We start from the raw sequence: 26,779 nt of genomic DNA, 5'->3' as shown, positions 1-26,779 counted from the left end.
AAAAGGAATGTCCCATGTCTGCGCCTAAAAAAGTGGTTCTCGCCTATTCCGGCGGCCTCGATACTTCGATCATCCTGAAATGGCTTCAGACCGAATACGGTTGTGAGGTCGTGACCTTCACCGCCGATCTCGGTCAGGGCGAAGAGTTGGACCCGGCGCGCAAGAAGGCGGAACTCCTTGGTATCAAACCGGAAAACATCTACATCGAAGACGTGCGCGAAGAGTTCGTGCGTGATTTCGTCTTCCCGATGTTCCGCGCCAACGCGCTTTATGAAGGCGAATATCTGCTCGGAACCTCGATTGCGCGTCCGCTGATCTCCAAACGTCTTGTCGAGATCGCCGAAGCGACCGGGGCCGATGCCGTGGCGCATGGCGCGACCGGCAAGGGCAACGATCAGGTGCGTTTCGAGCTCTCCGCTTATGCGCTGAACCCCGACATCAAAGTGATCGCGCCCTGGCGGATCTGGGACCTGTCGTCCCGCACGAAACTTATTGATTTCGCTGAGAAAAACCAGATTCCGATCGCCAAGAACAAGCGTGGCGAAGCGCCGTTCTCGGTCGATGCCAACCTGCTGCACACCTCGTCCGAGGGTCGCGTTCTCGAGAACCCGGCCGAGGAAGCGCCCGACTACGTTCTCCAACGGACCGTGCCGGTCGAGCAAGCGCCGAACGAGCCGGAATATGTCGAAATCACCTTTGAAAAAGGCGATGCGGTTGCAGTCAACGGCGAGGCGATGTCTCCGGCTACCCTGTTGACAAAGCTCAATGAATTGGGCGGAAAACATGGCATTGGCGTGCTCGATCTGGTGGAAAACCGCTTCGTCGGCATGAAATCCCGCGGCATCTACGAGACCCCGGGCGGCACCATTCTTCTGCAAGCGCACCGCGGCATCGAACAAATCACGCTCGACAGCGGCTCGGGCCACCTGAAAGACATGCTGATGCCGCGCTACGCGGAACTGATCTACAACGGCTTCTGGTTCTCCCCGGAACGCGAGATGTTGCAGGCCGCTATCGACAAATCGCAAGAACATGTGTCCGGCACCGTGCGCCTGAAACTCTACAAAGGCGCGGCGCATACCGTTGGCCGTTGGTCGGAAGCCTCTCTTTATTCCGAGAAACACGTGACCTTCGAGGACGACGCCGGTGCCTACGACCAGAAAGACGCGGCGGGCTTCATTCAGCTCAACGCCCTGCGCCTGAAACTTCTGGCAGCCCGGAATCGCCGTCTGAAATAAGTGTCGGCAAAACGTCGGACTTCCGTCGGGCATGCGACGAACCACAGCACACAACAAAAGGGCGTCCCGCAGGACGCCCTTTCTCATTTTCAAAACCGCAATGCGGGCGATCAGCGCAGACCGATCTGTTTGTAGAACGCGTCATTGTCCCAGAAGAGATATTCTTCGTCCATGACACCCGCATCGGTCCAGTGGCCGACGGTGGCCATCGTCAGTTTGTAGGCTTTGCCGGTCGGGTCGATCGCCGAACCGTCGGCAAGTTGCATCGGCTCGGTGAAGGTGCCTTCGATCACACCGACAACGCCGGTCCATTCACCCTGACCGATACGGATCGGGTGGGTTTCGATCCGCGTGTCCGGCGCGAAAGAGAAGAAGTATTTCAGATAGTCGATGTGGACGTCGATGCCTTCGGTCACGGTGCCGTCGGGCAGGTGAACCTTGATGTCATCGGAATGGCTTTCGTGCAGACGATCCCATTTCTGGTTGGTGAACACATCGAAATCGAGCGTGTCGAACGTGTTGAGGTTTTTCTCGATGGTGGCTTCCTGAGACTGGTATTGCGCCAGCTCGGAAAGGGCAGCGGTCATCACGGCATTGTCGTCGGCATAAGCGGCGCCAGCAAAGGCGGTTGCGGCAGCGGCGGCGAGGGTCAGATAAGATTTCATGTCGGTATCTCCAGTGTCGTGGGCGTCGCCCGTTTCGATTGAGATCACTGTAGATGCCCCGAACTATCCTCGATATGGCGTCTTTATGGTATGACTTTCTCTATTTTGTTCCTAATTATGAATTCAATGAAATGAAAAAGGGCACCTGCACGGCACCCTTCTCTGTCAGATCACGGCTCTTGCGCCCTTACATCCCGAAAGCCGCCTTCACATCGGCCGCCGAAGGGATGGCGTCCGCCGTTCCGGGACGTGTCACCTTGAGCGCCGCGGCCTGCACCGCCCATTCCATGGCCGTGCGGATCGGCATGCCGAAATCGAGCCCCGCCGCCACATAACCGACGAAGGTGTCCCCGGCTCCGGTGCTGTCGACGGCGGTGACTTTCGGGGAATTGACCTCGATGATTTCACCGGTCTCGTTGGAACGCCACATCGCACCCTTGGCACCGAGGGTCACAAGAACCTGCGGCACCGGGATCTGATCGAGGGACATGCCCATTTCGGAGCAAAGCTGCGAGGCCTCCACCGCGTTCATCACCACCATGGAGACATCGGGGATCACACCACGCACCGCCTCGACGGAGAACGGAGCGGCGGAATAGATCACCCGCATGCCCTTCACAAGCGCGAAGGTCGCAGCCGGGGCCTGAAGATTGGTTTCGTTTTGCAGCAAAAGCGTATCGCCCGCCTTGGCCTGATCGATGGCCTGAATGACGAATTCGCTGTCCTGTTTCACATTCGCGCCCGGATCGATAACGATCATGTTTTCGCCATCGGGCCCGACATAGATCACCGCATGACCGGTGGGTTCGTCGACCTCACGCAGGAATTTGCAATTGGCACCGTAGGTCTCGATCCGCTGACGCACCCAAGGGTCGGTCTTGCCGATGGCTCCGATGTGATAGACCTCCGCCCCGGCTTTCGCGGCGGCGACGGATTGGTTGGCCCCTTTGCCGCCCAATCCGATCTTGTGCCCGGTGGCGCTTAGCGTTTCGCCGGGGCCGGGAAAGCGAGGCAGGGTATAAAAGCGGTCGATATTGACCGAACCGAGATTGAAAATCGCCATTTATACACCTCCCCAACTGTGTCCTTCTTACTTCGTCTGACCCACCTTGCAGGCGGCCAGGACAGCCATGTTCAGAATGTCGTTTACCGTCGAAACGGTTGAACAAATCTGAATGGGTTTATCGACGCCGGTCAAGATCGGGCCGATCACCGTCGCGCCGGCCAGTTCCTGCATCAGCTTGACGGAGATGGAGGCGGAGTGACGCGCGGGCACGACGAGGATGTTCGCCGGGCCGGAGAGACGGCAGAACGGGTAAGCCGCCATGGCCTCCGGGTTCAGCGCCACATCGACGGTCATCTCGCCATCGTATTCGAAATCGGCCCCGCGGGCGTCGAGCACTTCGGAAGCGACATGCATTTTATGCGCGCGTTCCGACACCGGATAACCGAAGGTCGAGAAGGAGGCGAAGGCCACACGCGGCTCGATCCCCATGGAGCGCGCCACACGGGCGGCAGCGATGGCGATGTCGGCGAGATCCTCTTCGACCGGCCATTCATGGACGAGCGTATCGGCGATGAAGATGATCCGGCCCTTGTGCAGGATCGCGGTCACACCAACTGCGCCATCCTTGGCGGTGGCGTCGAACACGGAATTGATCCGGTCGAGCACATGGGCGGATTTGCGGGTCGCGCCGGTCACAAGACCGTCGGCATGACCATGGGCCAGCATCAGCGCGGAGAAAGCATGGCGGTCGCGACCGGCAAGACGGTGGATGTCCTTCTGGTCAAAACCGCGGCGTTGCAGGCGTTTGTAGAGGAAATCCTTGTATTCCTGTAGATGGCGCGTGTTGGCGGCGTTGACGATTTCGATCTCGGACATCGCCTCGCCGAGGCCTTCTTCCTGAAGTTTCTTGCGGACTTCGTCGGTCCGGCCCACGACAAGTGCGCGCCCGAACCCGCCCCGGTGATAGGCCACGGCGGCGCGCAGCACGCGGGGATCGTCGCCCTCCGCGAAGATCATCGTCGCCTGTTCCTGACGCGCACGGGCGTAGAGGCGTTGCAGAAGATGCGCGGTCGGGTCCATGCGGGCCTGAAGGTCCTGCGCATAGCCTTCCATGTCGATGATCGGACGGCGGGCCACGCCGGTGTCCATCCCGGCCTGCGCGACGGCGGGCGGAATGGTGTAGATCAGACGCGGATCGAAGGGCGTCGGGATGATGTAATCGCGCCCGAAGGACAGTTTCTGACCATAGGCCAGAGCCACCTCATCCGGCACATCTTCGCGGGCCAGCGCCGCAAGCGCCTGCGCACAGGCGATTTTCATGTCGTCGTTGATGGCGCGGGCATGGATGTCGAGCGCACCGCGGAACAGGTAAGGGAAGCCCAGAACGTTGTTGACCTGGTTCGGGTAATCGGAGCGCCCGGTCGCGACAATCACGTCATCGCGCACGGCATGGGCGTCTTCGGGGGTGATCTCCGGATCGGGGTTGGCCATGGCGAAGATCACGGCATTGGGCGCCATGGATTTCACCATGTCCTGCGTGACGGCGCCTTTGGCGGATACCCCGAGGAACACGTCCGCGCCCTCCATCGCCTCGGACAGGGTACGGGCATCGGTGACGGCGGCATGGGCCGATTTCCACTGGTTCATGCCCTCGGTGCGGCCTTGGTAAATCACACCCTTGGTGTCGCACATAATGCAGTTGTCATGCTGTGCGCCCATTGCCTTGATGAGTTCGAGACAGGCGATCCCGGCGGCCCCGGCGCCGTTCAGGACGATTTTACAATCCTCGATCTTTTTCCCGGAGAGGTACAACGCGTTGATCAGACCGGCGGCACAGATCACGGCGGTGCCGTGCTGGTCATCGTGGAAGACCGGGATGTCCATCTGTTCCTTGAGCGTCTGCTCGATGATGAAACACTCGGGCGCCTTGATGTCCTCAAGGTTGATGCCGCCAAAGGTCGGCCCCATGAGACGCACGGCGCGGATGATTTCCTCCGGATCGGTGGTGTCCAGCTCGATGTCGATGGAGTTCACATCGGCAAAACGTTTGAATAGAACCGCCTTGCCTTCCATCACCGGTTTGGACGCCAGCGCGCCGAGATTGCCAAGCCCCAAAACGGCGGTGCCGTTGGAGATCACCGCGACGAGGTTGCCCTTGTTCGTATAATCGTAGGCGGTTTCCGGCGATTGCGCGATTTCCTCGCAAGGCACGGCCACACCCGGAGAATAGGCCAGCGACAAATCGCGCTGAGTCGACATGGGCACGCTGGGCGTGATGTCGAATTTGCCGGGGCGCGGTTCCATATGGAACGCCAGCGCCTCTTCTCGGGTTTGCTTGGTCTTGGACATGCGCGCGTGCCTCCTCGTCGTCAGTCGGTCCTACTTACCGAGACCCCGTGGGATGCTCAACAAAAAGAACGCGATCAGGGCCTTTACCTCCCCCATCGGGGCGATAAGTTGGTCCGAAATCAAAATCGGAAGCCGACAGTGTCCTCAGAACCTCCCGCCACGCCCATGATGGCGCAATATCTCGAAATCAAATCGCGACATCGCGACGCGCTCCTGTTTTATCGCATGGGCGATTTCTACGAGATGTTCTTTGACGATGCGATTGCGGCCTCCGAGGCGCTCGACATTGCGCTGACGAAACGCGGCAAACATGCGGGCGACGATATTCCGATGTGCGGCGTGCCGGTGCATGCGGCGGAAACCTATTTGCTGAACCTCATTCGCAAAGGATTCAAAGTCGCGGTCTGCGAACAGCTCGAAGACCCGGCGGAAGCGAAAAAGCGTGGCTCCAAATCGGTGGTCAAACGCGATGTGGTGCGATTGGTGACGCCGGGCACCCTGACCGAAGACAGCCTTCTCGATGCGCGTCGTCACAACTACCTCGCGGCCTATGCGGAAATCCGCGAAGAGGGTGCGCTCGCTTGGGTCGATATTTCGACGGGTGCCTTTCATGTCATGCCCTGCCCGCTGGTCGGTCTTGGCCCGGAACTGGCGCGGCTGAACCCGTCGGAGATCGTGGTTTCCGAGGCGCATGAGGCAAATTGGGCCGAATTCGTGCCTGATTTTCATGATCGGATGACCGATCTGTCGCGCGCGTCTTTTGACAGCACTTCGGCCCAGACGCGCCTGACGGAGCTTTTCAAAGTGTCTTCGATGGACGCGTTCGGGCAGTTCACCCTACCAGAGATTTCCGCCATGGGGGCGATCGTCGACTATCTCGACATCACCCAGAAAGGCAAGCTGCCGCTGGTGCGGCGACCGGTGCGGGAGAGCTTGCGCGGTGCGATGCAGATCGACGCCTCGACACGGCGCAACCTTGAGATCTCGCATTCCCTGTCCGGGTCGCGCGAAGGCGCGTTGATTGCCACCATGGACCGCACCGTGACCGCAGCGGGTGGTCGTCTTTTGGAACGTCGCCTTGCCAGCCCCTCGCGCGATGTCGCGGTGATCACCGACCGTCTCGATGCGATCACCTTTGCGATTGAAAACAGCCGTACAGCTCAGGCGCTGCGTGAAGCGCTGCGCAAAGTGCCGGATATGGAACGGTCCTTGTCCCGGCTTGGGCTCGACCGGGGAGGCCCCCGCGATCTGGCGGCCATTCGCAACGGTCTTGCTCAGGCGGAAAGCATTCGCGATATTCTTGTCGATGCGCCGATTTCGACCCTAATCCAGCAGAAAATGGCATTTTTGACCGACCATGCCGAGCTGATCGACCTGCTGGACCTGTCTCTTGTCGCCGAGCCGCCGCTTTTGGCCCGCGATGGCGGGTTTATCGCGCCGAGTTACGACGAGGAGCTCGACGAATGTCGCACGCTGCGCGATGAAGGCCGCGGAGTGATTGCCTCCTTGCAGAGGAAATATGCCGAGATGACCGGCGTGCAGTCGCTCAAGGTCAAGCACAACAACGTCCTGGGCTATTTCATCGAGACCACCTCGACCCATGCGGAAAAAATGTTGTCGGCACCGCTGTCGGAGACCTTTATCCACCGCCAAACCACGGCCAATCAGGTTCGGTTCACGACGCTCGAACTGTCCGAGCTTGAGACCAAGATCCACAATGCGGGCGGACGCGCGCTCGAGATCGAAAAGCGGCTGTTCGAAGTGCTGCGCATGGCCATTCTTGAGCGCGCGCCGGCGATCAACGATGCCTCCGGGGCGCTTGCGGAACTGGACCTGATCACATCGCTGGCCGATCTGGCGCAAAGCGAGGGTTGGACCCGTCCTGCGGTGGATTTGGGTCGAGAATTCGAGATTAAAGGCGGGCGTCACCCGGTGGTGGAACGCGCGCTTCGAAAACACGGCGGCGAGAAATTCGTCGCCAATGACTGCGCCCTGTCGGACGGGCGTGACGGGGCGGCGATCTGGCTTTTGACCGGGCCGAACATGGCGGGTAAATCGACCTTTCTGCGCCAAAACGCGCTCATCGCGCTCATCGCGCAGGCCGGGTCCTATGTCCCGGCGGAGCGGGCGCATATCGGCATCGTGTCACAGCTTTTCTCTCGCGTGGGCGCCTCCGACGATCTGGCGCGCGGGCGCTCGACTTTCATGGTCGAGATGGTCGAAACCGCCGCAATCCTCAATCAGGCGGATGACCGGGCCTTGGTGATCCTAGATGAGATCGGGCGCGGCACGGCGACCTATGACGGGCTGTCGATTGCCTGGGCGACACTGGAACATCTGCACGATGTGAACAAATGCCGGGCGCTGTTTGCAACGCATTATCATGAGATGACGTCGCTTTCCGACAAGTTGCCGGGGGCGGACAATGCCACCGTGGCGGTGAAGGAATGGGAGGGAGAGGTGATTTTCCTCCATGAGGTGATCAAAGGGAAAGCAGATCGGTCCTATGGGGTTCAGGTGGCGCGGCTTGCGGGCCTGCCCGATGCTGTCGTGGAACGGGCCAAATCGGTTTTGGAGGCTCTGGAAAAGGGTCAGGCGGAGAATGCCGCCAATCCGAAGGCGATCATCGACGATCTTCCGCTTTTCGCCGCCATACCCGCCGCGCCACCTCCGACCAAGGTCAAGGAAAGCGCCGTGGAGAAGGCTCTGGCAGAGATTTTGCCGGATGAATTGAGCCCCCGAGAGGCCTTGCAGGTGCTTTACGATTTGAAATCGAAACTGGGCTGAGGACAAAAAAGCCCCCGGATTTCGGGGGCTTTTCTATTGCTGGTCTCTGAGTTCTCAGACCTGAATCTTTACGCGGGCGTCGAGGACACGCCGACCTGCGCCGGGCGCAGCAGACGGTCGTGGATCATGAAGCCAACGTTCATCACCTGAATGATGTCGCCCGCCTTGGTGCCCGGCACCGGAGCCTCGAACATGGCTTCGTGCTGGTTCGGGTCGAATTTTTCGCCGACTTCCGGAGAAATGATCTGAATGCCGTGCTTGCCGAAGACATTCAGCAGCTCGCGCATGGTCAGCTCAATGCCTTCGATCAGCGCGGCCTGTTCCGCGCGCTGTTCCTCGGTGATCGTGTCAACGGCACGTTTCATATTGTCGAACACCGGCAGCATATCGCGCGCCAGTTTCGATCCGCCGTAGTTTTCCGCCTCACGACGATCGCGATCCGCGCGCTTGCGGGAGTTTTCCGCATCGGCCACCGCGCGCATGAAGCGGTCCTTGAACTCGTCGCGCTCGGCACGGAGCGCATCAAGCTCCGCCATAAAATCGTCCTCCCCCGGACCTTCGAGGGCCTCTTCGGAGGTGATGTCGATGATCTCGTCGATCTCGGTTTCGATCTCTTCAGACATGTCTTTTTTAGGATCCGTCATGTTCCACCTTTTCACGCCTTGCCGGACAAAATGCGCCCAACAAGCTGGGCCGTGTAATCGACGATCGGGACGATCCGCCCATAGTTCAGGCGAGTCGGTCCGATGACACCCACGGCACCGATAATTTTTCGTTCAGCGTTCATATATGGAGAAACCACCAAAGAGGAACCCGAAAGAGAGAAAAGTTTGTTTTCAGAGCCAATGAAAATACGTACGCCCTCGCCGTCCTCGGTCAATTCGAGGAATTCGGCGATGTCGCGCTTTTTCTCCAGATCGTCGAACAGGGTTCTGATCCGGTCGAGTTCCTCCGCCTCCGCACTGTCGCCCAAAAGATTCGCGCGGCCACGCACGATCAGACGTTCGTAAGACGAGCCCTCGCCTTCCCAGAACGCCGTTCCGCTTTCGATCAGTTCGGCGGCAAGGCTGTCGAGTTCCTGACGGCGCAGTTTGATTTCGCGTTCGACGACGGTGCGCAATTCGGACAGGGTCTTGCCCTCCGCCAGCGCATTGAGGAAATTCGCAGCCTCTCGGAGCGACGAGGGTGTTTGCCCCACGGGCGGCGTGAAAACGCGGTTCTCCACCTGCCCGTCCGCAAAAACCAGGATGACCAACGCGCGATCCGGCGCGAGACTCACGAATTCCACATGTTTCACGGGGGCTTCGTGTTTCGGCGCCAGAACGAGGCTTGCCCCCTGCGTCAGTCCCGAAAGCGCAGACCCGACGCGGTCGAGCATTCCGCCCACATCGCTGGCCTCATTGCGCACGGTGTGCTCCATCTTGGCGCGCACGTCGTCGGTGACCGTGCCGACTTCCAAAAGCCCATCGACGAAAAGCCGCAGTCCGAGCTGGGTCGGAACCCGACCGGCGGAGACATGCGGACTGTCCAAAAGGCCGAGATATTCGAGATCCTGCATCACGTTGCGGATCGTCGCGGCGGAGACCTTTTCGCTCATGCTCCGCGTGAGCGTGCGCGAGCCGACAGGGCCGCCGCTGTCGAGATAGCCCTCGACCACACGCCGAAACACCTCCCGCGAGCGGTTGTTCATTTCGGCAATCAGATTGGCACGTTCGGTCATTTTTCCTGCGTCTTGCGAGGCCTTCTGCAATTAAAAGACATCCGGGCGGAGGGTCAATGAGGCTTGCGCCTCCGAGCCCCTCTTCGCTATGTCTGCCGCAACAGATGCGGAAGGAACGATCATGCGACCCTCGGGTAGAAATTTAGACGAGATGCGGCCGATTTCAATCGAGACCGGTGTGACAAAACATGCCGAAGGATCGTGCCTGATCCGCTGCGGTGACACCCATGTGCTTTGCACTGCGACGATCGAGGAGCGCGTGCCGCCGTTCATGCGCAATTCCGGTCAGGGTTGGGTCACCGCAGAATACGGGATGTTGCCGCGCTCGACCTCGTCGCGGATGCGTCGCGAGGCCACTCAGGGCAAACAAGGCGGGCGGACCGTTGAGATTCAGCGCCTGATCGGGCGCGCCCTTCGTGCAGGTGTGGATCGCGTGGCTCTGGGTGAGCGTCAGATCACCATCGACTGCGATGTGATCCAGGCCGATGGCGGCACGCGTTGTGCCTCGATCACCGGCGGTTGGGTTGCGCTGCGTCTTGCCATCAACAAGCTGATCAAAGCGGGCGACATCGTCACCGATCCGCTGATTTCCAATGTGGCCGCCGTGTCCTGCGGCATCTACGCCGGTCAGCCGGTGCTGGACCTCGATTATCCCGAGGATTCCGAGGCCGGCGTCGATGGCAATTTCATCATGATGGCCAACGGTCAGTTGATCGAAACCCAGATGAGCGCCGAAGGGGCCACCTATTCCCGCGCGCAGATGAACGAATTGCTGGATCTCGCCGAAAAAGGCGTGGCGGAACTGGTTGCGGCGCAAAACGCGGCGGTGGCGTGATGCGCGCGTTCGATGGCGACAAGCTCGTCCTCGCTTCGCACAACAAAGGCAAGCTTCGCGAGATCGCGGAGCTTATGGAGCCGTTCGGGATCGAGGTGATTTCCGCCGGTGAGTTGGGCTTTGAAGAGCCGGAAGAGACCGAGGACACATTTGCCGGAAACGCCCGGATCAAGGCGCATTTTGCCGCAAAATCCAGCGGCCTCCCTGCCCTGTCCGATGACAGCGGCCTTGCGGTCGACGGTCTCGATGGCGCGCCCGGCGTGTATTCTGCGGACTGGGCCGAAACCCCCAATGGCCGCGATTTCGCCATGGCGATGCAAAAGGTCTGGGACCGTCTCGAAGAGACGAATGCAGCCGAACCCCGCACCGCGAGGTTTTGTTGCACTCTCTGTCTCGCCTGGCCCGATGGCCATGACGAGATTTTCGAGGGCACCGTCGAAGGCCGGATTGTCTGGCCCGCCCGCGGACCGCATGGCTTTGGCTACGACCCGATGTTCCTGCCCGATGGGGAAACGGAAACTTTCGGGGAAATGGATCATGCGCGGAAACAGGCGATGAGCCACCGCGCCGACGCGTTTCACAAACTGGTCTCCGGACCCTTCAAGGATCTCAACACATGAGCACCCGCAAACTGATCTCCTCCGGCTCTGATTTCGAGAAAGTCATGGGCTATTCCCGTGCTGTCGTGCAAGGCGACTGGTGTTTCGTCTCCGGCACCACCGGCTACGATTACGCCACGATGACCATGCCGGAAAGCATCGCCGATCAGGCGCGCAACTGTTTCAAAACCATTTCCGGCGTTCTGGAAGGCGAAGGCTTTTCGCTCAAGGATGCAGTGCGTGTGCAATACACCATCACCGATGCCACTTTGGTCGACGAAGTTGTTCCGGCGCTTGGCGAGTTTCTTGCCGATATTCGCCCCGCGGCCACCATGGTCGTCGCCGATCTCATCAAACCCGAGATGAAGATCGAAATCGAAATCACGGCGTTCAAAGGCTGATCGTGGAAGACTGGCAAAACGGGGGCTTCGGCCTCTACATTCATTGGCCGTTTTGCCAGTCGAAATGCCCCTATTGCGATTTCAATTCCCATGTCGCGGCAACAATCGATCAGGCGGCATGGGAACGCGCCTACCTCTCCGAAATCGAACGTGTTTCACGGGAAACATCCGGCCGCGTCCTGAACACCGTGTTTTTCGGCGGCGGGACACCATCCCTGATGGACCCAGAGCTTGTAAACGCCATTTTGGGCAAGGTTCGAGACTGTTGGACGCTTGCCAACGATGTGGAAATCACACTCGAAGCCAATCCGACATCGGTCGAGGCCGGACGGTTTCAGGGCTATCGCGACGCGGGCGTCAATCGCGTGTCGATGGGGATTCAATCTCTGCATGACGAGGATCTGAAGCGGCTGGGGCGTTTGCATTCGGTCTCCGAGGCGCAAAAAGCGTTTGAGATTGCCCGAAGCACCTTTGATCGCGTGAGTTTCGACCTGATTTACGCCCGTCAGGGCCAGACGCAGGAGGCCTGGCGCAAGGAATTGCGCGAAGCCCTGTCCATGGCGGTCGATCATTTGTCGCTTTACCAACTGACGATCGAACAAGGCACGGCCTTCGGTGATCGTTACAATCGCGGGCAACTTCGGGATTTACCCACGGACGATGACGCAGCAGACATGTATTTCATCACTCAGGAAGAGTGTGAAAAGGCGGGAATGCCCGCCTATGAAGTGTCTAATCACGCCCAAAAGGGCTCTGAGAGCCGTCATAACCTGATTTACTGGCGTTATGGCGATTATGCCGGGATCGGCCCCGGGGCGCATGCGCGGCTGACGCTTGGCGGACAAAAATACGCCATCGATACCCCCCTGTCGCCGCAACTCTGGCTCGCCTCGGTCGAGCAAAAAGGCCATGGGGAAAACCCTCGCGAAGCGCTCAGCGGTTACGATCAGGCCGTTGAGTACCTCATGATGGGACTAAGAATTACCGAAGGCGTCGAGATTGAGCGGCTCTCAACCCTTTTGGGTCAAGAATTTTCAATTGAAAACAATTACTTGATCGAAGATGGCTTTGTGAAAAAGGAAAAGGGCCGCCTTTTCGTGTCGGAAAAAGGCAAGCCCCTGCTGAATACAATCATCCGGGATTTGATCCCCGAGACTTAAGCGCCCCGGGAAAGGATCGCGCAAAGCGTGTCCAGCTCGTCCAAATTATCGTAAGAAATCGTCACAGAGCCCTGCTCCGTCCCCTCCTTATGCGCGATGGTCACTTTCATACGGATGGCCGCAGAAAGATCGCCCTCAAGCGCGCGCGTATCCGCGTCTTTTTCCACGAAATTCTGCGTTTTCGGTGCTTTGGGCTGGGTTGGGGTCTTTTCTCCCTTCACAAGCTTTTCGGTTTCGCGGACGGAAAGCCCTTTGTGAATGATCTCGCGCGCCAATTCGGACGGGTTGTCAACGGTGACCAATGCCCGCGCGTGTCCGGCGGAAAGCTGGCCCTCGATCACATAGGTCTGAACCTCGGACGGAAGCTGCAAAAGACGCATCAGATTCGCGATATGGCTCCGACTTTTGCCCAAAGCTTCGGAAAGCTTTTCCTGAGTGTGTCCGAAGCGCTCCATGAGCTGCTTGTAGCCTGCGGCCTCCTCAATCGCGTTGAGATCGGAGCGCTGAATGTTTTCAATGATCGCGACTTCCAACACTTCCGTGTCGGAATAGTCGCGCACCAAAACCGGAAGCTCATGCAAACGCGCGAGCTGAGACGCGCGCCAGCGGCGTTCACCGGCAACGATTTCGTATTCGCCAGCCTTACGCGGGTTTTCGCGTACGATCAGAGGCTGAATCACCCCTTTTTCGCGAATCGACTCGGCCAATTCTTCCAAAGCTGACTGCTCGAAGGTTCGGCGCGGCTGATCCGGATTCGGTGCGATTTTTTCGATCGGCACCATCATATCGGCACGGCGCGGTTCGGATGCGGTTTCCGAGGACACATTTTCCTGCGTGACATCCGCCATCAAGGCGGACAACCCGCGACCAAGACCTCTGTTTTTGGGTTTGCCCGATTGCGACATGTTTTATCGTCCTTTTTTTGCCAGAACTTCGAGAGCGAGCGCCTGATAGGCTTGGCTGCCTTTCGAAGTCGGATCGTAATCCAGAACCGGAAGCGCGAAAGACGGCGCCTCACTGATCCGAACATTGCGTGGAATCACCGTCTGGAAGACCAATTCCCCGAGATTATCACGCGCATCCTGTTCCACTTGCCGAGACAAGTTGTTGCGTTGGTCATACATGGTCAACACAACACCTTCGATGCGCAGCTTGGAATTGGCGGTTTGCCGAACCTCGCGAACCGTCAGCATCAACTGCGACAGACCTTCCAGCGCAAAGAATTCGCTCTGCAACGGAACCAGAACGGAATCGGCGGCAACCATGGCATTGACCGTCAGGAGGCTAAGCGACGGCGGACAGTCGATCAGAATGAAATCGAAGTGAAAATCGTCAATCGCTGGCTGGCGCAAAGCATCGTGCAAAAGGTAGCTGCGCTTTTCATTGGACACCATCTCGATGTCGGCGGAGCTGAGATCCACCGTCGCCGGGGAAATCCACAGCCCTTCGAAATCGGTGGTCTGAATGACGTCATGCAGATCGACGTCACCAAGAACGAGGTCATAGGTTGTGTAGTTGCGTTTTTCCGGATCAATACCCAATCCAGTCGACGCGTTACCCTGAGGATCGAGATCCACGACCAATACCCGGCAACCGTTTTTGACCAACGCCGCGGCAAGGTTAATCGAGGTTGTCGTTTTCCCAACCCCACCCTTCTGGTTCGCAATCGCAATGATTTTAGGGCTGCTGGACGAGGAAAAATCAGACACGCTCAATATCTCCAATGAGAAGGATGACGGATTCGCGATCCGTGACGCTCGGGTATTCTTCGTAGGTGAAGCGCCAGCTTTCAAGGGATTCGGCGATCTCCTCGCGGAAAGACATCCCTTTCATGAAAATAGCGTGGCCCCCCGGCGCGAGATGTCGTTCGGTAAACTCCAGAAGTTTCGGCAGACTCGCCAAGGCGCGGGCGGAAATGAGATCGGCCCCAAGCGGCGTGATCTGTTCGATGCGTTGCGACAGCACTTCAACCTCAAGATTCAACTCACGGGCAACTGTTCTTAGAAACGTCGCCTTGCGTTGATCCGATTCGACGAGGGTGAAACGAAGTTCTGGTGAAAGCTCCTTGGCCAGTGTCGCACACACCAACCCGGGAAAGCCGCCGCCGCTGCCGAAATCGGCCCAATGGCGGATATGTTTCGGCGCAAGGGAAAACACCTGCGCCGAATCGACAAAATGCCGTTGCCAAGCTTGATCCAGCGTCGATTTTGCAACCAGATTGATTGCCGGGTTCCATTTTTTCAAAAGCGCCAGATAGGTTTCAAGGCACTCCAATGTTTCACGTGAAACATCGAGCCCCGTTATAGTCTGGGTATTCATCAGGAGGCTTTCTGCCGCTGGGTCTGGCGCAAACGTGCAAGAATGAGCGTGACGGCCGCGGGTGTCATCCCCTCGACACGCCCGGCCTGAGCGATGGTTTGAGGCCGAACCTTGGTAAGTTTCATGCGCAATTCGTTCGAAAGACCGCTGAGCGCCGCATAATCGAAATCATCCGGGATGTTCTGCTGTTCGTCGCGTTTCAAGGCTTCGACATCGCGTTTCTGCCGCTCGATGTAATTGGCATAGAGCGCGTCCCGCGCGATCTGTTCCTGAATTTCCGGGGAAATCTCGGCAAAAGTCGGGTCCAGTGCAATCACGTTCTCAAAGGTCACGTCGGGAAATGCGAGGACCTGGTAAGCATTGCGCCGCGCACCGTCGGAGCTGACGGACACGCCGGCCTCTCCCAGTTCACGTGGCGTATAGCTTGAGCGCTCAAGCTGTTCGCGGCCTTTTTGCAGAGCCTCCATCTTGTCAGAAAACGCAGCCTTACGGTTCTCACCGACAAGACCAAGCTCGATACCCTGCGGGGTAAGACGTTGATCGGCATTGTCCGCGCGCAGAGACAGGCGGAACTCCGCGCGAGAGGTAAACATGCGATAGGGTTCGCTGACACCACGGGTGACGAGATCGTCAATCATCACCCCGATGTAACTCTCGGAGCGCGTGAAGGTGACACCCTCCTGCCCCATAGATTTACGCGCCGCATTGAGACCGGCTACCAAACCTTGTGCTGCCGCCTCTTCATAGCCCGTCGTCCCATTGATCTGACCGGCAAGGAAAAGCCCCGGCACATCGCGCAGTTCGAGCGTCAGACTCAGCGCGCGCGGATCGACGTAATCGTATTCGATGGCATAAGCGGGCTGAAGGATTTCGACCTCTTCCAGACCACGGATCGAACGGACATAAGCCTCCTGCACATCAACGGGCAGAGAAGAGGAAATGCCATTCGGATAAACCGTGTCATCCTCCAAACCTTCCGGTTCGAGGAAGATCTGATGCGAAGTTTTATCGGCAAATCGGACGATCTTGTCTTCGATCGACGGACAATAGCGTGGCCCGACCCCCTCGATATGGCCGCCATACATCGCGGACCGGGAAAGGTTCTCGCGAATGATGTCATGGGTCCGCTCGTTGGTGTGGGTGATGCCGCAGGACACCTGACGCGCGAAAGGTTTGCGATTCAGGAAGGAAAACACCACCGGATCGTCATCACCCGGCTGTTCTTCGAGAATCTCCCAATTGATCGTCTTGCCATTGAGTCGCGGCGGCGTACCGGTTTTCAGGCGTCCAATGGGAAGATCGAAACCGTAAAGGCGTTCCGCAAGGGCGATAGACGGCTTGTCGCCGATCCGACCACCGGGGTGTTTGACGTCACCGATATGAATCAAGCCGTTTAAAAACGTACCAGTCGTGAGGACAACAGCACCGGATTTGATCTCCGAACCGTCCCCCAGAACAACGCCCGCAACGGTTTCGTCGGACATCAGAAGATCGGTGACTTCCGCTTCAACGATGGTCAGGTTGGGCGTGGTTTCGAGTTCCGCGAGCATCTCGGTACGGTAGATCTTGCGATCTGCCTGAGCACGCGGACCTTGGACCGCAGGGCCTTTGCGCCGGTTCAAAAGGCGGAATTGAATCCCGGCCTTGTCGGAAATCCGGCCCATCACACCGTCAAGCGCATCGACTTCGCGCACGAGATGGCCTTTACCAAGCCCGCCAATCGCCGGGTTACAGGACATCACCCCGATGTTTTCACGCTTGAGCGTGACAAGGGCCGTGCGCGCACCTGCCCGGGCCGCTGCCGCCGCCGCGTCACACCCTGCATGGCCGCCCCCTACGACGACGACATCGAAGTCGGTATGTTTCACGTGAAACACTCCTTGCTCATTTCCCGATGCAGAAACTGGAGAAAATTTCTCCAAGCACAGCTTCCACATCAATACGACCGACCAAACAATCCAACGCATAGATCGCGCGCCGCAACTCTTCGGCGGCAAGCTCGGTCCGGTCAGGCCCGTTCAATACCTCATTTCGCGCCGATTCCATAGAGGTCAGCGCAGCTTTCATCGCCACACGGTGACGTTCCCGGATTGCCGTAGACGCAGAGCTCGCGCGCGCGCTCAGGGTTTCGGCAATTCCGGCCACCATAACATCGACGCCCTGCCCGGTTTTCCCGGAAATGGAAAGCCCCTGCCCGGTAAACTCCCCGGCATCGTCTTTGCCGATCACCACGAGATCGCCCTCTACCGGTTCAATTTCCGGTTTGACATCGGCGGACGGGATCAGGATGACGCGAAGATCCGCATGTTTCGCCCGTTCGCGTGCCCGTTCGATGCCGATGGCTTCGACGACATCTTCGGTTTCGCGCAGACCGGCGGTGTCGAGCAACGTGACCGGCAGACCTTTGAGCTCCATCCGAACCTCGATCACATCGCGCGTCGTGCCCGCGACCTCGGACGTGATCGCCGCTTCGCGCCCCGCAAGCATGTTGAGCAATGTCGACTTGCCCGCATTGGGCGGACCGACAATGGCAACCTCGAACCCGTCACGGATGCGTTCCGCCATTTTGGCGCCTTCAACTTCTGCCTCGAGTTCGATCATCACCTCGGCGATGAGAACCAGAACCTCGGGGGAGACATCCGTCGGAACCTCTTCGTCGGCGAAATCAATCGTCGCCTCAAGGAGAGCGGCAGAGCGCAAAAGCGCGCGTCGCCAGCGTTCGGTTTTTTCACCCAATGCGCCGGAGAAGACCTTCAAAGCCTGACGGCGTTGTGCCTCTGTTTCCGCTTCGATCAGATCGGCGAGACCTTCGACCTGCGCCAGATCGAGACGTTCGTTTTCAAGTGCGCGGCGGGTGAATTCCCCGGCTTCCGCGAGGCGCAAACCGTCGATCTCCGACAGGCATTTCAGCACCGCATTGACGATGGCGACAGAGCCGTGAAGCTGCAATTCCGCGCTTTGCTCGCCTGTGAAGGACGCACCTTCCTCGAAGCAGATCACCAAAGCTTCGTCCAGCACGATGCCGTCGCGATCCCTGAGCTGACGCAGCGCGGTCCGACGCGGCGCAGGCACGTCGCCGACCAGCATTTCGACAGCTAAAAACGCAAGCGGCCCGGAAATCCGGACCACTGCGACACCCGCTTTGCCGCGGGCGGTTGCCAGGGCGTAAATCGTATCCATAGGCGTAACCTATTGATATCCTTTTATTTAAGCGTTCATCGAGTCGAAGAACTCGCCATTGGTTTTGGTCTGTTTCAGCTTGGAAATCAAGAACTCGATGGCGTCCGTGGTTCCCATCGGGTTCAGGATGCGACGCAGGACATAGGTTTTCTGGAGATCTTTCGCATCCACGAGAAGATCCTCTTTCCGGGTGCCGGATTTGAGGATGTCCATGGCCGGGAAGACGCGCTTGTCAGCGACTTTGCGGTCCAAAACGATCTCGGAGTTGCCCGTACCTTTGAATTCTTCGAAGATGACCTCGTCCATCCGCGAGCCAGTGTCGATCAGCGCGGTGGCGATGATGGTCAGAGACCCACCCTCTTCGATGTTCCGCGCGGCACCGAAGAAGCGTTTCGGGCGCTGCAGGGCGTTGGCGTCCACACCACCGGTCAGAACCTTGCCCGACGACGGCACAACGGTGTTGAAGGCGCGGCCCAGACGGGTGATCGAGTCGAGCAGGATGACGACGTCACGCTTGTGCTCGACGAGGCGCTTGGCCTTTTCGATCACCATTTCGGAGACGGCGACGTGACGGGTGGCCGGTTCGTCGAAGGTGGAGGACACAACCTCACCCTTCACCGAGCGCTGCATATCCGTCACCTCTTCGGGACGTTCATCGATCAGAAGCACGATGAGATAGCACTCAGGGTGGTTGGTCTCGATCGAATGGGCGATGTTTTGCAGCAAAACGGTCTTACCGGTGCGCGGCGGGGCGACGATCAGCGCACGCTGGCCTTTGCCGATGGGTGCGACGAGGTCGATGATCCGGGCGGAGCGATCCTTGATCGTCGGATCCTCGATCTCCATTTTCAGACGTTCATCGGGGTAAAGCGGCGTCAGGTTGTCGAAGGCGATCTTGTGACGGGCCTTTTCCGGCTCTTCGAAGTTGATCAGCGTCACCTTGGTGATCGCGAAATAGCGCTCGGTCTCGTTCGGCGCCTGCATCACACCATCGACCGTGTCGCCGGTGCGCAGACCGTATTGGCGGATCACCTCCGGGGAGACGTAAATGTCATCGGGACCCGGCAGATAGTTGGCCTCGGGAGAGCGCAGGAAACCGAACCCGTCCTGCAGCACTTCGAGCACGCCGTCACCGGAGATCTCCCAACCCTCATCCGCGCGTTCGCGCAGGATCTGGAACATGATCTCGCCTTTGCGCATGGTGGAGGCGTTTTCGATCTCAAGCTCTTCGGCCATCGCCAGAAGGGTCTTGGGGCTCTTGGCTTTCAGATCGGCCAGATTGAGTTTTTCTTCAGTCATGGAAATCCATCGCGACCCGCGCGGAGCGTCGGTCTTTTCTCTCAAATGTCACAGGAGAATCCCCTTGGCCGGACGGCCGGGATTTGCGCCTAGTTAAGAGCAAAGGGGATGCGAGTCAATCTTTCTCAGAATGGCTTTGCAATGATCATGATGACGATGACGATCATCAGGAGCGTCGGAAACTCGTTCATCATGCGGTAATGGCGGCCTGTTCGGGTGTTCGTACCGGCGACGAATTCCTTGCGACGGACGGCAAGCCACATGTGAAACCATGTCATCGCAAGAATGCAAATCGCTTTCACCCAAGGCCAGCCATCGGACCAGACGATGATGCCCGGGGTCATGACGAGGCAAAGACCGAAGAACCAGCTCGAAATCATCGCCGGGTTCATGATCATTTTCAGAAGCTTCAGCTCCATGTCCTGAAACAGAAGATCGGTCTCCGTGCCCTGCTCCACGCTTTCGGTGTGACGGACGTAAAGACGTGGCAGGTAAAAAATCCCGGCCATCCAGGCGATGATTGAGATCACATGAAGCGATTTCGTCCAGGGGTAAACGCTTGCCAGAAAATCGCCCATGACCGTCCTTTCGAAGTTTCCTTCTAAATAAAATATTAAAAGAAAAAAGAAAGATGATGATTTAGTAGGGCCTGTGGATAGTCTGGATTATTGTCTTATCCCCAGTGTGGTCCAGAGGTTCAAAACCTTTCGTTTTCTTATCCACATTTGCGGATAGAATTTTATAAATCATTTTTTTTCAGAGACTTGTCATTATCCCAACTGGGAGGTTTCGTGGAATAAACGCTCGCTTGCCGGGGGCAACGAGGTTATTCCAAGGGAGACGATTTGTCTTACCCACGATGATAAGACGCAGAGAGTTTGGGGTTGGATGGCGCAGTTATCCCCGCGAAAATGAGGCGCTGAGTTTTCGGCAGAACGATCACCAAAGTGACACAGGAGTTTTCAACAGAATTATGAACATCCCGGGACAACTCATCCTCGCCTCAGGGTCCGAAATTCGCCAAACGCTCCTGCGCAATGCGGGTGTGGCCTTTGAGGTCATTGTCGGGCGAATTGATGAAGAAACGGTAAAGGACGCGCTGATGGCCGAGGGCGCCACGCCGCGCGACATCGCGGATGCACTGGCCGAGGGGAAAGCGCGCAAGGTGTCGATAAAGCACCCGGAGGCGATGGTGATCGGGTGCGATCAAACGCTGTCGTTCAAGGGTCAGCTTATGTCGAAAGCCAGCAATAAGGATGAGGCGCGTGCGCAGTTGCAGGCGCTGCGGGGCGAGCGGCATAAGCTTTTGTCAGCTGCCGTGATTTATGAGAATGGCGAACCGAAATGGCGTCATGTCGGCGAAGTCCGGCTTGAGATGAAAGATTTCACGGACGCTTATCTCGACGCCTATCTGGAGCGGAATTGGGATCAGATCCGCCATTGTATCGGGTCCTATATGCTTGAGGCGGAGGGGGTGCGGCTATTTTCCAAGATCGACGGCGATTACTTCACGGTCCTGGGTTTGCCGCTGCTGCCGCTTCTGGCATACCTGTCGGAAAGAGGGGTGATTGCATCATGAGCGGACATATTCCATTGGCGGGCGTGATCGGCGCACCGGTCGCGCATAGCAAGTCTCCGGCGCTGCATGGTTATTGGCTGAAACGCTACGGGATCGCAGGGCATTACGTGCATCTGCATGTGGAGCAGGCCGATCTCGAAGAGGTGCTGCGCGCCATGCCGAAAATGGGGTTCGTGGGCGCGAATGTGACCATTCCGCATAAGGAGCATGTTCTGGCGATTGCAGATATCGTCACGGATCGGGCGGCGTTGATCGGGGCCGCGAATACCTTGATCTTTCGCGCCGATGGCAAGCTGCATGCCGACAATACCGATGGCTATGGTTTCGTGGAAAACCTGCGGATGAATGCGGATTGGGACCCGAAGGCGGGGCCTGCGGTGGTACTGGGGGCCGGTGGTGCGTCGCGGGCGGTGATTGCCTCGCTTCTTGAAGTCGGTGTGCCGGAAATCCGGCTGTCGAACCGAACCCGCACGCGCGCCGATGCGTTGCGCGAAGAGTTCGGCGCAAAGATCAAAGTCGTCGAATGGGTCAACGCGGGCGACATGATGGAGGGCGCTGCGACCGTGGTGAACACCACTTCGCTCGGGATGCAGGGCCAGCCTGAGCTAAAGGTTTCGCTCGATCTTCTGAGCTCCGATGCCGTTGTGACCGACATCGTTTACACGCCCCTGCGCACAGCGTTTCTCGAAGAGGCAGCGCAAAAGGGGTGCCAGACGGTCGATGGGCTTGGCATGTTGCTCTATCAGGCCGCACCGGGGTTTGAGCGTTGGTTCGGACAACGTCCCGAAGTGGATGAAGACACCCGAAACTATATTATTGCTTCATGACGCGCCCCTTTCTCATCGGTCTGACCGGCTCCATCGGCATGGGCAAAAGCACCACGGCACAGATGTTTGCCGACGAAGGTGTGCCGGTTTGGGATGCAGATGCAGCCGTGGCACGGCTTTATCAAAAGGGCGGGCTAGCGGTCCCTGCCCTGTCAGAGGACTTTCCCGAGGCGATTGTTGAAGGCGCGGTCTCGAAAGAGCGTTTGAAACAGATCATAGCCAATGATCCGACAGCCCTGAAAACCATTGAAAGCAAGGTCCATCCGCTCGTTGCCGCAGATCGGGAAGCGTTTATCGCCGATTCTGACGTGCCAATCGTTTTGATCGACGTGCCGCTGCTTTTTGAGACCGGGGCGGACAAGACCATGGATACCGTGGTTGTCGTCTCTGTCGACCCGAAAACACAGGCCGAGCGCGTCATGGCGCGCCCCGGCATGACGGAAGCGCATTTCAAAACCATCCTCGCGAAACAACTGCCCGATGCCGAAAAACGCGCCCATGCGGATTTCGTGATCGAGACCACAAGCCTTGAAGCCGCCCGCGCGCAGGTGCAGGATGTGCTCTCTGAAATCAGGAGCCGTTTACCCCATGCGTGAGATCGTACTCGACACCGAAACCACCGGTTTTGACCCGTTCAGCGGGGATCGTCTTGTGGAAATCGGGGCCATCGAGCTTGAGAACCACATGCCGTCGGGGCGGACTTATCACCAATATATCCACCCGGATCGCGATATGCCGGACGAGGCCTTTGGGGTGCATGGGATCGGGCCGGATTTGTTGCGTAATCCGCGGCCTCCGAAAGACGGGGAAGTGATCCTCAAGGACAAGCCGTTCTTTCGCGAAGTGGGGCGCGCGTTTCTCGATTTCATTGGGACGGATTCGAGGCTGATCATCCACAATGCCGCCTTCGATATGAAATTCCTGAATGCCGAGCTGAAATGGATCGGTCTGCCGGAAATCGCCTATGAGCGCGCGATCGACACGTTGCCGATGGCGCGCAAGAAATTTCCAGGGGCTCCCGCGACGCTCGATGCGCTCTGCCGTCGGTTCGGGATCGACAACTCTTCGCGGACGCTGCACGGGGCGTTGCTCGACTCGGAAATTCTGGCGGAAGTCTATCTTGAGCTGATCGGGGGGCGTCAGCCCGATCTGGTGCTGGCGCCAGTGGGTAAAAAATCTACCAGCTCTGCCTTGGGGCCGCAGGAAATCTGGCGGCCGACCCGGCGTCCGGCGCCCCTGCCCCCGCACATCACAGACGAAGAAGCCGCCGCCCATGCTGCCTTTGTCGAGCAGTTGGGCGACGGCGCGCTTTGGAAGAAATTCGACTGAGGAAACTCAGTTGACCGGTGCGGCGGCCTGTTGGGCTGCGGCGCGGCGTTGCATGTCCTGACGGTAGAGCTGAACGAAATCGATATTGTCGAGGTTCAGCGGCGGGAAGCCACCGTCGCGGGTGATGTCATGGGTCACGCGGCGCAGGAACGGGAAGAGCATGCGCGGGCATTCGATCATCAGGAACGGGTGCATTTGTTCGTCCGGCACGTTTTCGATGTGAAACACACCGGCATAATCGAGTTCAAGGATGAACAGGGTCTGATCGCCGCTCTCGGTCTTGGATTCGACTTTGACCTTGGTGGCGACTTCGAACTGGTGCTCTTCTTCACGCTTTTTCGCATCAAGCGCGACCTGAACGGAGATCGCCGGACGACCTTCGATTTTCAGACCTTTCTGGGCCAGAATGTTCTCGAACGACATGTCGCGGATGAACTGACCCAGGATTTGCATTTTGACGGGCGCTGGCTGAGCGGCGGTCTCGGGTTGCGGAGCGGTGGTGCCGTTTTCGGCCATCTTCTCTGTCCTCAAAAAATGAAATTCGCGGATTTGTATCAGGTCGACGGCACTGCCTCAATGGCGAGTCCAGCCCGAGGGGCCCTGATTTTTCGGTTTGTCACCATCCAACTCCTCCCACTCGCCGTCGATCACACCCGGTTCCTGTGGATTTTGGCGATAGGTGGTGTTTTGCGAAAACCCCGCCTGTTGCCCCATGACAAAACTCTGAACCTTCACACGTTTGCGCAGTTCCTTGAGGACAAAGGTGCGAAATGCCGGAATGAGCAGCAGGAAACCCATGGTATCGGTGAAAAAGCCGGGGGTCAGAAGAAGCGCGCCCGAGAGGAGGATCATCGCGCCATTGGCGAGCGGTTCCGCCGGATCGTTCAGCTCGGCAAAGGACTGACGCAGTTGTGACATGGCCAAAGCGCCCTGTTGCCGCACCAAAGCGGTGCCCAAAACGGCCGTCACCACGACGATCAGGAGCGTGGGCCAAAGCCCGATCAGACCGCCGACCTGAATGAACAGGGCGATCTCAATGATCGGAACAGCGACAAAAAGCGCGAAAAGCCACATGGAAAGTCCTCTCTTATCTCTTCCCCACAGGTAGACTTGGCGGGGTGCGTCACCTACATAAGATCGGAACACAGTTATTTCCACGTTTGAACGGAGATCGAACGCCGATGGGGAATTCCCTTCTTTCCATTCTTGTCCTCGCGGGCATTGCCATTTTCCTGATCCTGCGCCTGCGCAGCGTTCTCGGCACGCGGGAAGGATTTGAAAAGCCCCGTGCCGAATATCCGGGTGCCGAAGAGACCACACGCGTCAAACGCAATTTCGAGGTGATCGACGGTGGCGTGGACCATGACATTGTCGACAATGTCGAGGCGGGGACGCGGGCGGCGGACAATCTGGCGGCGATCAAGCGGGTAGAACCGTCGTTCAACGTGGCGGAATTCCTCTCGGGCGCGCGTGGTGCCTATGAGATGATCCTGATGGCGTTCGAGCATGACGATCTCGACAGCATCAAAGCCTTTCTTTCCGAGGATGTATACGAGGCCTTTGCCTCCGTCGTGGCGGACCGTCAGGCCAAGGGGCTGACTATCGACAGTCAGTTTATCGGCCTGCGCGAGATTCAGATCATCGACGCCGATCTCGACCGGGCGACGGATGAGGCGGAGATCAAGATCCGCTTCGTGGGTGAAACCACCTCCGTGGTGCGCAATGCCGAGGGCGAGGTGGTCGAGGGCGATCCGCAGGCGGTCAAACGCCAGAAGGACATCTGGACTTTTGCGCGCCATCTGGGCAGCGCCGATCCGAACTGGCAGCTTGTGGCCACTGGTGCCTGATGTGGGCGAAGGTGGCCAAGGCCGCCTTTGCGGCAGGGCTCGCCCTGAGCGCGCCAGCGTCCCTTGCGGAGGGGCTCATGGCGCGCGTTCTCTCCTTTGATGACCTGTCCCAATGGGATGCCGACGATCACACTGCGGCCCTTACGGTTTTTCGCAACACCTGTGATTTGATCGACGATCCCGAGTGGCCGCAGCTTTGCGAGCTTGCCGCTCGTGTGCCCGATGCGCGGACGTTTTTCGAATTGTTCTTTCGTCCGGTCCTGATCGAGGACGGGCAAGAGCCGCTTTTTACCGGTTATTTCGAACCGGAACTGCGCGGTTCGCGGTATCAGACGGGGCGCTACCGCTACCCGGTCTATCGTCTGCCGCCCGATGTCGTTTCCGGTGCGCCCTATCTGACGCGACAGGACATCACCGAGGGGGCGCTTGTCGGGCGGGGTCTTGAGATCGCCTGGGTCGACGATCCGGTGGAGCTGTTTTTCCTTCAGGTACAGGGATCGGGGCGTATCCGTCTCGACAACGGGTCGACGATCCGCATCGGCTATGCCGGACATAACGGGCGGGATTATCGCTCCATCGGGCAGGAATTGATCCGGCGCGGTGTCTACGATGCGCATCAGGTCTCCGCCAGGGTGATCCAGAATTGGGTGCGGCGCAATCCGGTCGAAGGCTCGGAGCTTTTGAACTTCAACCCGTCCTATGTCTTCTTTCGCGAACTGCCACGCCTTCCGGCAGACAAGGGGCCGATCGGTGCGATGAACCGGTCGATCACCACGATGCGCTCCATAGCGGTCGATCCGAAATTCGTCACTTTAGGGGCTCCCGTTTGGATCGAAAAAGAGGGCGAGACCCCACTTCATCGTCTGATGATCGCGCAGGACACCGGATCGGCCATCAAGGGCGCGCAGCGCGCCGATATTTTCTTTGGCACAGGCGATCTGGCGGGCGAAGAGGCAGGGAAAATTCGCGATCCCGGACGGATGATCGTTTTGATGCCGATCCAGCTTGCCTATGCTCTCGAAGAGAGGGCAGAGGGGTGAACTGTCGCAAGAAATCGCTGACGGAAGAGGACAAGACGCTCTGGAACGCGGTGCGCAAGACCGCGATACCGATGCATGTGGAGCGGATGCCCGATGCCCTGCCCCGGCCGGAACCGACAAAGACATCTACTGCGAAAGTGCCGCGCGAGATTGAAGCGTTCGAGATCGAGATTGGCAAACACGCGGCGAAAACCGCGCTGGGGCATGATTTGGCGCCCACGATTTCGGAAAACCTGTCACAAGCGCCGCTGCGCATGGATCGCAAGACATTCGGCAAGATGCGCAAGGGCAAAGTGCTGCCCGAGGCCCGCATCGACCTGCACGGCATGACCTTGGCGCAGGCGCACCCGGCGCTCATGCGGTTCATCCTGAATTCCTGGGCGATGGAGCGACGGCTCGTTTTGGTGATCACCGGCAAGGGCAAACATCGCGATGATGAGGGCCCAATCCCGGTGCGCAGAGGTGTTTTGAAACATCAGGTGCCGCATTGGCTGCACAGCTCGCCCCTGCGCGAGGCGGTGTTGCAGGTGTCGGAGGCGCATCTGAAACACGGCGGCACAGGGGCCTATTACGTCTACCTGCGCCGCCCGAAATGATGG

General features: G+C 58.5%; 27 protein-coding genes. 13 read left to right on the top strand and 14 right to left on the bottom strand.

Features of this window, described 5'->3' with window-relative positions:
* The first annotated feature begins 14 nt into the window (after positions 1 to 14).
* Positions 15 to 1,238, top strand: coding sequence for an argininosuccinate synthase (locus V1475_RS04355; RefSeq protein WP_479411778.1), 1,224 nt, complete (start codon positions 15 to 17; stop codon positions 1,236 to 1,238).
* 110 nt (positions 1,239 to 1,348) lie between these two features.
* On the opposite strand, the gene V1475_RS04350 is transcribed toward V1475_RS04355, so the two are convergent.
* The 3 genes from V1475_RS04350 to V1475_RS04340 all read right to left on the bottom strand — a co-directional run bounded on the left by V1475_RS04350 (position 1,349) and on the right by V1475_RS04340 (position 5,258).
* On the bottom strand, positions 1,349 to 1,903 hold the full coding sequence (locus V1475_RS04350; protein ID WP_479411777.1) for an ester cyclase: 555 nt from the start codon (positions 1,901 to 1,903) through the stop codon (positions 1,349 to 1,351).
* 187 nt (positions 1,904 to 2,090) lie between these two features.
* On the bottom strand, positions 2,091 to 2,966 hold the full coding sequence (locus V1475_RS04345; protein WP_434289742.1) for a ribokinase: 876 nt from the start codon (positions 2,964 to 2,966) through the stop codon (positions 2,091 to 2,093).
* Between the two features lie 27 nt (positions 2,967 to 2,993).
* Positions 2,994 to 5,258, bottom strand: a complete 2,265-nt coding sequence (locus tag V1475_RS04340; protein ID WP_479411776.1) for an NADP-dependent malic enzyme — start codon at positions 5,256 to 5,258, stop codon at positions 2,994 to 2,996.
* A gap of 165 nt (positions 5,259 to 5,423) precedes the next feature.
* Here V1475_RS04340 and mutS point away from each other — a divergent pair, with 165 nt between their 5' ends.
* Positions 5,424 to 8,045: a DNA mismatch repair protein MutS gene (gene mutS, locus V1475_RS04335; RefSeq protein ID WP_479413952.1), complete on the top strand. Its 2,622-nt coding sequence runs from the start codon at positions 5,424 to 5,426 to the stop codon at positions 8,043 to 8,045.
* Between the two features lie 68 nt (positions 8,046 to 8,113).
* Here mutS and V1475_RS04330 read toward each other — a convergent pair whose 3' ends face one another.
* Together V1475_RS04330 and hrcA are read right to left on the bottom strand one after the other, a co-directional pair.
* Positions 8,114 to 8,689, bottom strand: coding sequence for a nucleotide exchange factor GrpE (locus tag V1475_RS04330; protein ID WP_479411775.1), 576 nt, complete (start codon positions 8,687 to 8,689; stop codon positions 8,114 to 8,116).
* Positions 8,690 to 8,700: 11 nt separating this feature from the next.
* Positions 8,701 to 9,765 carry a heat-inducible transcriptional repressor HrcA gene (gene hrcA / locus V1475_RS04325; protein ID WP_434289745.1) on the bottom strand — a complete coding sequence of 355 codons (1,065 nt, stop codon included), beginning with the start codon at positions 9,763 to 9,765 and terminating at the stop codon, positions 8,701 to 8,703.
* A 121-nt stretch (positions 9,766 to 9,886) separates the two neighbouring features.
* On the opposite strand from hrcA, the gene rph reads away from it, so the two are divergent.
* Genes rph through hemW form a run of 4 tightly spaced genes read left to right on the top strand, consistent with a single transcriptional unit; the run spans position 9,887 to position 12,760 of the window.
* Positions 9,887 to 10,600, top strand: coding sequence for a ribonuclease PH (gene rph / locus V1475_RS04320; RefSeq protein ID WP_066703455.1), 714 nt, complete (start codon positions 9,887 to 9,889; stop codon positions 10,598 to 10,600).
* Positions 10,600 to 11,220 carry an RdgB/HAM1 family non-canonical purine NTP pyrophosphatase gene (gene rdgB, locus V1475_RS04315; protein WP_081423777.1) on the top strand — a complete coding sequence of 207 codons (621 nt, stop codon included), beginning with the start codon at positions 10,600 to 10,602 and terminating at the stop codon, positions 11,218 to 11,220. Before rph ends, rdgB begins: the two co-directional genes overlap by 1 nt.
* Positions 11,217 to 11,600: a RidA family protein gene (locus tag V1475_RS04310; protein ID WP_479411774.1), complete on the top strand. Its 384-nt coding sequence runs from the start codon at positions 11,217 to 11,219 to the stop codon at positions 11,598 to 11,600. Before rdgB ends, V1475_RS04310 begins: the two co-directional genes overlap by 4 nt.
* 2 nt (positions 11,601 to 11,602) lie before the next feature.
* Positions 11,603 to 12,760, top strand: coding sequence for a radical SAM family heme chaperone HemW (gene hemW, locus V1475_RS04305; RefSeq protein WP_479411773.1), 1,158 nt, complete (start codon positions 11,603 to 11,605; stop codon positions 12,758 to 12,760).
* Here hemW and V1475_RS04300 read toward each other — a convergent pair.
* From V1475_RS04300 to hemJ, 7 genes are all read right to left on the bottom strand, one after another.
* Positions 12,757 to 13,665, bottom strand: coding sequence for a ParB/RepB/Spo0J family partition protein (locus tag V1475_RS04300; protein ID WP_479411772.1), 909 nt, complete (start codon positions 13,663 to 13,665; stop codon positions 12,757 to 12,759). The two genes, hemW and V1475_RS04300, sit on opposite strands and share 4 nt — an antisense overlap.
* A 3-nt stretch (positions 13,666 to 13,668) precedes the next feature.
* On the bottom strand, positions 13,669 to 14,469 hold the full coding sequence (locus V1475_RS04295; protein WP_434289748.1) for a ParA family protein: 801 nt from the start codon (positions 14,467 to 14,469) through the stop codon (positions 13,669 to 13,671).
* Positions 14,462 to 15,079, bottom strand: coding sequence for a 16S rRNA (guanine(527)-N(7))-methyltransferase RsmG (gene rsmG, locus V1475_RS04290; RefSeq protein ID WP_479411771.1), 618 nt, complete (start codon positions 15,077 to 15,079; stop codon positions 14,462 to 14,464). Before rsmG ends, V1475_RS04295 begins: the two co-directional genes overlap by 8 nt.
* Entirely contained in the window at positions 15,079 to 16,947 is a 1,869-nt protein-coding gene (gene mnmG, locus V1475_RS04285; RefSeq protein WP_479411770.1) for a tRNA uridine-5-carboxymethylaminomethyl(34) synthesis enzyme MnmG, read from the bottom strand. The genes rsmG and mnmG overlap by 1 nt, the downstream gene beginning before the upstream one ends.
* A gap of 16 nt (positions 16,948 to 16,963) precedes the next feature.
* Complete coding sequence (gene mnmE / locus V1475_RS04280) at positions 16,964 to 18,259, bottom strand: tRNA uridine-5-carboxymethylaminomethyl(34) synthesis GTPase MnmE (protein WP_479411769.1); 1,296 nt, start codon at positions 18,257 to 18,259, stop codon at positions 16,964 to 16,966.
* A gap of 27 nt (positions 18,260 to 18,286) precedes the next feature.
* Complete coding sequence (rho, locus tag V1475_RS04275) at positions 18,287 to 19,558, bottom strand: transcription termination factor Rho (protein WP_066703479.1); 1,272 nt, start codon at positions 19,556 to 19,558, stop codon at positions 18,287 to 18,289.
* Positions 19,559 to 19,683: 125 nt separating this feature from the next.
* Complete coding sequence (hemJ, locus tag V1475_RS04270; protein WP_479411768.1) at positions 19,684 to 20,136, bottom strand: protoporphyrinogen oxidase HemJ; 453 nt, start codon at positions 20,134 to 20,136, stop codon at positions 19,684 to 19,686.
* A gap of 395 nt (positions 20,137 to 20,531) precedes the next feature.
* Here hemJ and V1475_RS04265 point away from each other — a divergent pair, with 395 nt between their 5' ends.
* From V1475_RS04265 to dnaQ, 4 genes are read left to right on the top strand one after another with little or no spacing between them, the layout of a single operon-like run.
* The gene (locus V1475_RS04265; RefSeq protein ID WP_479411767.1) at positions 20,532 to 21,137 is read left to right on the top strand and encodes a Maf family protein; all 606 of its coding nucleotides are present in this window, start codon (positions 20,532 to 20,534) and stop codon (positions 21,135 to 21,137) included.
* On the top strand, positions 21,134 to 21,964 hold the full coding sequence (locus V1475_RS04260; protein WP_479411766.1) for a shikimate dehydrogenase: 831 nt from the start codon (positions 21,134 to 21,136) through the stop codon (positions 21,962 to 21,964). Before V1475_RS04265 ends, V1475_RS04260 begins: the two co-directional genes overlap by 4 nt.
* Positions 21,961 to 22,560: a dephospho-CoA kinase gene (gene coaE, locus V1475_RS04255; RefSeq protein ID WP_479411765.1), complete on the top strand. Its 600-nt coding sequence runs from the start codon at positions 21,961 to 21,963 to the stop codon at positions 22,558 to 22,560. Before V1475_RS04260 ends, coaE begins: the two co-directional genes overlap by 4 nt.
* The gene (gene dnaQ, locus V1475_RS04250) at positions 22,553 to 23,293 is read left to right on the top strand and encodes a DNA polymerase III subunit epsilon (RefSeq protein ID WP_479411764.1); all 741 of its coding nucleotides are present in this window, start codon (positions 22,553 to 22,555) and stop codon (positions 23,291 to 23,293) included. The genes coaE and dnaQ overlap by 8 nt, the downstream gene beginning before the upstream one ends.
* 6 nt (positions 23,294 to 23,299) lie before the next feature.
* Here dnaQ and secB read toward each other — a convergent pair whose 3' ends face one another.
* Both secB and V1475_RS04240 read right to left on the bottom strand, forming a co-directional pair.
* Complete coding sequence (gene secB / locus V1475_RS04245) at positions 23,300 to 23,809, bottom strand: protein-export chaperone SecB (RefSeq protein ID WP_479411763.1); 510 nt, start codon at positions 23,807 to 23,809, stop codon at positions 23,300 to 23,302.
* A gap of 57 nt (positions 23,810 to 23,866) precedes the next feature.
* The gene (locus V1475_RS04240; protein ID WP_434289758.1) at positions 23,867 to 24,367 is read right to left on the bottom strand and encodes an FxsA family protein; all 501 of its coding nucleotides are present in this window, start codon (positions 24,365 to 24,367) and stop codon (positions 23,867 to 23,869) included.
* Between the two features lie 107 nt (positions 24,368 to 24,474).
* On the opposite strand from V1475_RS04240, the gene V1475_RS04235 reads away from it, so the two are divergent.
* The 3 genes from V1475_RS04235 to V1475_RS04225 are packed head-to-tail and all read left to right on the top strand — an operon-like array spanning position 24,475 to position 26,776.
* Positions 24,475 to 25,140, top strand: a complete 666-nt coding sequence (locus tag V1475_RS04235) for a Tim44/TimA family putative adaptor protein (protein WP_434289759.1) — start codon at positions 24,475 to 24,477, stop codon at positions 25,138 to 25,140.
* Positions 25,140 to 26,180 carry a murein transglycosylase A gene (gene mltA, locus V1475_RS04230; protein WP_479411762.1) on the top strand — a complete coding sequence of 347 codons (1,041 nt, stop codon included), beginning with the start codon at positions 25,140 to 25,142 and terminating at the stop codon, positions 26,178 to 26,180. The genes V1475_RS04235 and mltA overlap by 1 nt, the downstream gene beginning before the upstream one ends.
* A complete protein-coding gene (locus V1475_RS04225; RefSeq protein WP_479411761.1) occupies positions 26,177 to 26,776 on the top strand; it encodes a Smr/MutS family protein in 600 nt (199 codons plus the stop codon). Before mltA ends, V1475_RS04225 begins: the two co-directional genes overlap by 4 nt.
* Positions 26,777 to 26,779 lie beyond the last annotated feature (3 nt).

It is taken from the genome of Celeribacter sp. SCSIO 80838 (genome assembly GCF_056498065.1).
The sequence above is the reverse complement of the archived record's forward strand: the minus strand, read 5'-3'. Positions and strand labels throughout refer to the sequence as shown.

Bases quoted from the DNA above. Each gene is read 5' to 3' on its own strand.
- V1475_RS04300 (WP_479411772.1), bottom strand. From the start codon at position 13,665: ATGTCGCAATCGGGCAAACCCAAAAACAGAGGTCTTGGTCGCGGGTTG.
- V1475_RS04260 (WP_479411766.1), top strand. From the start codon at position 21,134: ATGAGCGGACATATTCCATTGGCGGGCGTGATCGGCGCACCGGTCGCG.
- V1475_RS04355 (WP_479411778.1), top strand. From the start codon at position 15: ATGTCTGCGCCTAAAAAAGTGGTTCTCGCCTATTCCGGCGGCCTCGAT.
- V1475_RS04350 (WP_479411777.1), bottom strand. From the start codon at position 1,903: ATGAAATCTTATCTGACCCTCGCCGCCGCTGCCGCAACCGCCTTTGCT.
- mltA (WP_479411762.1), top strand. From the start codon at position 25,140: ATGTGGGCGAAGGTGGCCAAGGCCGCCTTTGCGGCAGGGCTCGCCCTG.
- secB (WP_479411763.1), bottom strand. From the start codon at position 23,809: ATGGCCGAAAACGGCACCACCGCTCCGCAACCCGAGACCGCCGCTCAG.
- rho (WP_066703479.1), bottom strand. From the start codon at position 19,558: ATGACTGAAGAAAAACTCAATCTGGCCGATCTGAAAGCCAAGAGCCCC.
- hrcA (WP_434289745.1), bottom strand. From the start codon at position 9,765: ATGACCGAACGTGCCAATCTGATTGCCGAAATGAACAACCGCTCGCGG.
- coaE (WP_479411765.1), top strand. From the start codon at position 21,961: ATGACGCGCCCCTTTCTCATCGGTCTGACCGGCTCCATCGGCATGGGC.
- V1475_RS04345 (WP_434289742.1), bottom strand. From the start codon at position 2,966: ATGGCGATTTTCAATCTCGGTTCGGTCAATATCGACCGCTTTTATACC.
- V1475_RS04310 (WP_479411774.1), top strand. From the start codon at position 11,217: ATGAGCACCCGCAAACTGATCTCCTCCGGCTCTGATTTCGAGAAAGTC.
- hemJ (WP_479411768.1), bottom strand. From the start codon at position 20,136: ATGGGCGATTTTCTGGCAAGCGTTTACCCCTGGACGAAATCGCTTCAT.
- dnaQ (WP_479411764.1), top strand. From the start codon at position 22,553: ATGCGTGAGATCGTACTCGACACCGAAACCACCGGTTTTGACCCGTTC.
- rsmG (WP_479411771.1), bottom strand. From the start codon at position 15,079: ATGAATACCCAGACTATAACGGGGCTCGATGTTTCACGTGAAACATTG.
- mutS (WP_479413952.1), top strand. From the start codon at position 5,424: ATGATGGCGCAATATCTCGAAATCAAATCGCGACATCGCGACGCGCTC.
- V1475_RS04240 (WP_434289758.1), bottom strand. From the start codon at position 24,367: ATGTGGCTTTTCGCGCTTTTTGTCGCTGTTCCGATCATTGAGATCGCC.
- V1475_RS04330 (WP_479411775.1), bottom strand. From the start codon at position 8,689: ATGACGGATCCTAAAAAAGACATGTCTGAAGAGATCGAAACCGAGATC.
- V1475_RS04265 (WP_479411767.1), top strand. From the start codon at position 20,532: ATGAACATCCCGGGACAACTCATCCTCGCCTCAGGGTCCGAAATTCGC.
- V1475_RS04340 (WP_479411776.1), bottom strand. From the start codon at position 5,258: ATGTCCAAGACCAAGCAAACCCGAGAAGAGGCGCTGGCGTTCCATATG.
- mnmE (WP_479411769.1), bottom strand. From the start codon at position 18,259: ATGGATACGATTTACGCCCTGGCAACCGCCCGCGGCAAAGCGGGTGTC.
- rph (WP_066703455.1), top strand. From the start codon at position 9,887: ATGCGACCCTCGGGTAGAAATTTAGACGAGATGCGGCCGATTTCAATC.
- V1475_RS04235 (WP_434289759.1), top strand. From the start codon at position 24,475: ATGGGGAATTCCCTTCTTTCCATTCTTGTCCTCGCGGGCATTGCCATT.
- rdgB (WP_081423777.1), top strand. From the start codon at position 10,600: ATGCGCGCGTTCGATGGCGACAAGCTCGTCCTCGCTTCGCACAACAAA.